The organism is Pseudorhodobacter sp. E13, assembly GCF_003991405.1.
Taxonomy (GTDB): domain Bacteria; phylum Pseudomonadota; class Alphaproteobacteria; order Rhodobacterales; family Rhodobacteraceae; genus Pseudorhodobacter.
Window position 1 is genome coordinate 1 of sequence record NZ_RPEN01000113.1, and the last position, 4,360, is coordinate 4,360.

Annotated in this window: 5 protein-coding genes; all 5 read right to left on the minus strand. The window is 52.5% G+C overall.

Translation table 11 applies throughout. From position 1 onward, the window contains the following. Nucleotides 1–30: 30 nt before the first annotated feature. On the minus strand, nt 31–918 hold the full coding sequence (locus EGN72_RS00450) for a hypothetical protein (protein WP_127044709.1): 888 nt from the start codon (nt 916–918) through the stop codon (nt 31–33). 76 nt (nt 919–994) lie between these two features. Beyond that, nucleotides 995–1,276: a chromosome partitioning protein ParB gene (locus EGN72_RS00455; RefSeq protein ID WP_127044710.1), complete on the minus strand. Its 282-nt coding sequence runs from the start codon at nt 1,274–1,276 to the stop codon at nt 995–997. Then, nucleotides 1,260–1,928 (minus strand): ParA family protein, encoded by a 669-nt coding sequence (locus EGN72_RS00460; RefSeq protein ID WP_127044711.1) that lies wholly within the window; start codon nt 1,926–1,928, stop codon nt 1,260–1,262. Before EGN72_RS00460 ends, EGN72_RS00455 begins: the two co-directional genes overlap by 17 nt. A gap of 114 nt (nt 1,929–2,042) precedes the next feature. Next, nucleotides 2,043–3,077 carry a replication initiator protein A gene (locus EGN72_RS00465; RefSeq protein WP_127044712.1) on the minus strand — a complete coding sequence of 345 codons (1,035 nt, stop codon included), beginning with the start codon at nt 3,075–3,077 and terminating at the stop codon, nt 2,043–2,045. Between the two features lie 214 nt (nt 3,078–3,291). Further along, a partial coding sequence (locus tag EGN72_RS19365; protein WP_233586971.1) for a type IV secretory system conjugative DNA transfer family protein occupies nt 3,292–4,360 on the minus strand: 1,069 nt, incomplete at its 5' end.

Here is a 4,360-nt window from a genome sequence, read left to right on the forward strand (position 1 = left end):
TCGTCTGGACAAAGTCGGCGCAAGACATCCTTACCCGCGAACGCCGCGCGCTGGACAAACTCGATGAAATTCGCGGAAATCGGTAACAAGCGTCAGACTCAGAACACTAGAAAGGTGCCGACGAAGACTCTCATAGTTTTTGGCGTGTTGGAGCGCACTTTCTCTTTCCTTTGGGACTGGGGGCCATTTTACTCCTTCGATTTCAATTAGATCGCACAAACTTGCACTGTGGAATGACGGTGGGAGTTCAAACTCAGAAAAGCAAATATTCAAATGCCGGTCAAATTTACAACCTTCAAAACTGCATCCACCAATTTTTGTTTTTTCACAGTAGAGCCCCTCGGAAAAAGACGCGTTTGAAGCATCTAGATTGCCTATGGTTGCATTTGATATGTTTACAAAATCGAGAAACCGACAATCACGAATATCGCATCGCGCTATTGAAGTATTGGGTAAATACGTGACGCAAAGGAAAACTGACCCTGTGAGAGTTACTCCCTCTATAAATCTTGCATAATCTCCATGGAATGTTGTTGGAAAAACCATTCCAACAAGGTTTAGTTCATCGTGGAATATTTGGTTATCAAAATTGATGCTGCTTCCGCATTCAGCAACCCGCTCTGGCGACAGGCCACTCTTTGCGATGAGAACCTCTCTCAAGCCGTCTATCTGTTCCTCTGGAAGTTCAGGAATATCAATCCCGAATTCTTCGCACATTTGTATTTGTTTGTAGTCTAGAAAATAACGCCGAGCCAAGCCATTCCACAATCTGGCATTTGTGTGGTGAATTTCGCGAGGAGGCCACGGGCCAGACCAACTACCAGATAGCTGAAATGCAGATTGCCAGAAAATTTTCAGCGAACTTTGATCTAACCATTGTGGGTCGTAGTCTGGATGGACTTCCGTTGAATTTGTCAATTCGCTTTATCCCCTTGGCAGCAAGAGGTGGTTCGGTTTGTTTGAACAGGTTTTGCACAGTAAACAACTGACATCGTTAGAGCTTTTGTCTTTGATATGCTTCCCACATCATCTCTATTAGCTGGCCCTGCGTGATGCCAACTCGCTCAGCTTCAGCGGCAATCGCTTCCCCGACTTCAGGGAAGACCTTCGGGTGCAGCTGATAGGTGCGAGGGCTTGGTTTACGCCCTGGTTTCTTGCGTGGGGTTCGATCGAGAAACCCCCTCGCCTCTCCAACCTCGTCAACGCGGCGGACCTCAGCAGCCGTGGTGTCTTTTGGTTTGGCCTTCAGCCCTGCAAGCCTATTTGAGCCGCTCATAGACAGCCTCCGTGAAATCTTTGGCGTTCTCCAATGCCTTATCGACCTTGCCGCCAGTTACCATGTCAGGGTCTTTCATCATCGCGGCCAGATCACCGCCATAAGCGAAGATTTCTGAAAACGCTGCGCGCGCGACGAGGGATGGCTCGATGACGTCGATCCCTGCCCCGCGCAGCTGTAGTTCCAGCTCCTTTTGAACGCGGCTTTTCACAGCTGCGCTTGTTTTGGTCAGAACAACGGCGTGACGGATTGTGCGGCCAAGCGCCTCTTCCTCTTCTCGGATCAAAGCCAAGGCTTCAGACCCGATCTCCGCGTCGAGTGCCGTTGGCTGCATCGGGACGATAACCAGATCTGCTTGAGAGATAGCGCGACTGACAAGCTGCGATGCTACGCCTTCAAGATCAACAATCACGATCTGCCCATCGCCATCTGATGCCCTGATCGTCGGCACTATCTCAGAGCGCCCTATATCCTGATGAAGCGTCACACCTTTGGGGAGTCCGTGAGATGCCCATCGGGTCAGTGACTTGTTGGGGTCGCAGTCCAAGACTGTCACTTGAGCTCCCATCCGAGCGAACTCCGTGGCCAAGATTACAGCACATGTGGATTTTCCGACGCCCCCTTTGGGGCTTGCCATGACGATGACGGGCATTGCTCGGCCTCATACTATTTTCATTACCGGAAACATATCACTTACCGGGAAAATTTCCAATACCGGAATAAAATTTGATACCGGATTTAAATCAATAACCGGTTTTAAATCCAGTTATGGTCTGCCGCGCTTCTCGAACCACTTACGGCAAAAGCCTACGAATGCGGCATCCACATCCCTCGGAGCCTCCACGATCCAGTCACGCCACTCACTTTCCAGGTGACGTACATCCCAACCAGGCGCGGCCTGTCGCGCCCTATCGTAGGTTTCAGACTTCAGTGGAGGAATACGCCCTTCGATAAGGGAGGGCGGAGTCATCGTGCCGCGATTGGTAAAAACCACCATGTCCGCCACTTCATCGAAGAACACTTGATAATCTGGCAGGTGATCATGAACCGCCAGCTGCTTAATCATCTGACGAAATCGCTTTTCTGGGCTTTGCGACCCAGACTTCATAAGCAGGTGCTTTAGGGTAATCTTCCAGCTCTTTTGCTGGCCACAGTGCTTGCGCGCCAGCTCGTAAACGCGGCGTTCAATCGGCTTGCGCAAGCGAAAGTAGTCGCGGTGAAGGGTCAGCACCTCTTCGTTTTTGATTGCATTGAAGACCCAGTCCGACAGCTTGACCTCACACCAGAGCAAACGACCGTCGAGGCCTTGCTTTCGACGGATGGAGGAGGCGTCTATCAACCCGAACCCATCAATCTGTTCTTCGTCACCAGAAACGATGTTCGTTCTGATCCGCGTGCCTTCCAACCGGTCAAGCGCATCCATAAGTGAGATGTATTCTCGACCACTGGTGCCACGGTTCGTGAAAATCAGGAGTTCGTGCGAATTGATACGAACGCGGGGCGAGACCGGTTCCCCATGTTTAAGTTTCGCCATGATCTGACTGATGCAGTAAATCAGGATGTCCTTGTCATAGATGGTTGCCAGCCCTTTGACACTCGGCGTGATTTCTAACCAGTGATCACCGTTCCTATAACGTTTCACAGAAGTCTCTGGCTTCTTGGAGAGTGAGTAGAACGGATGCTCCATATGTTGCATGACGTCCTTGAGAACAGCGTCTGCAACGTCACAGATGAACAGATCGTGCTGAGGGTGACGATCAGGCAAGAGGGGTGTCAGTGGGTTCGTGTTTTCAGTTACCATGGTAGCACATTCGTGTTTTCAGTTACCCATGTCAAGATTCGTGTTTTCAGTTACCAAATTTCGTGTTTTCAGTTACCAAGATTCGTGTTTTTAGTTACCGACTGACTGCGTAACATGTTGATTCAACGTAGTAAAACAGGCCCCAAAAACAGCTTAACACTATATTTAACACATATTTAACACACTAGGCCTGTGGACAACTCAGGCAATCAATTCAATTCAGTGGGTTCTGATCGAATCTTCCACGGTAGGTCTTGCTCTTGAAATACACATTCTGCTTCGCCTTGAGCGGGTTGCGGTTACCCACCAACAGCAGCAGATCATCTGCCTTCATGCCCGTGATCTGCTCAGCCGTCATGAGCTTCTGACGCTGCTCCGAGTAAGAAAAATCCCGCCCCTCGTTCGGAGCCTTCCCCTCTCGAATTTGCTGAGAATAGACAGTGCTTTCCCCGAGGTGGCGCGCAGCCCATTCAGCGGTTTCAATATCGTTGAGGTTGAAGACGCGCTTGGTGATGCAGGAGCCAAAAATCGAGCGCGCATCGTTCGGCCCATAGGCTTTTTCGACCTGGCCCGTGTCCTGGGTGACGAACAGGGCTTCGACACCGGCCCCTGCGGCGACGTTGGCAATGTTCATGATCTGCTCCATGCGGCCCATCCGCACGAATTCATCGAGAACCAGCAGGATCGGAGCCTTTACCTTGCGCCGCCCGTCCTGGCGCACGACCGTGCCCAGGACAAGGTTGATGAACAGGCGCATGAAGATCGCTTGCTTGTCCACCTGATCGAGCGGCACCACGATGAAGAGATCGACCTGATCGTCGAGCAGATCATCCAGGCGGAAGCTGGATCCGGCCAGGAAGTGGCGCATGTTGTCCGACTGCATCCACTCGAAGGCTTTCGAGACCGCCGTCTGGATCGAGCCGCGTTCGCGGTCGCCCGCGCGCAGAATGGTGGCAGCAGTCTGGGCCGGGCGGTGGCCGACGATGTCCTTGTTCTCTGCCCAAGCCTGAAGGGTGCCGTCGAGGTTTGCCGACATCAGCAGATCGGCCACGGCGATCAGATGGCGCCGGTCCGGTTCCTCTTGCGTCACGATCACCTCGATCGCCGCCGCGACCAGCTGGCGGGCCATTTCCGAAAAATGTGCCCCGTCGCCTTGTTCCGGTTTGACCAGACCGTCCGCAACCAGGGCCACGTCGCGCGCCAGCTCGTGGGGCCGGATGTAGTCGAGCGGGTTGAACTGATCCTTTCCATCCTCGACGAGGCCGAAAGGGTTGAGGACGGCC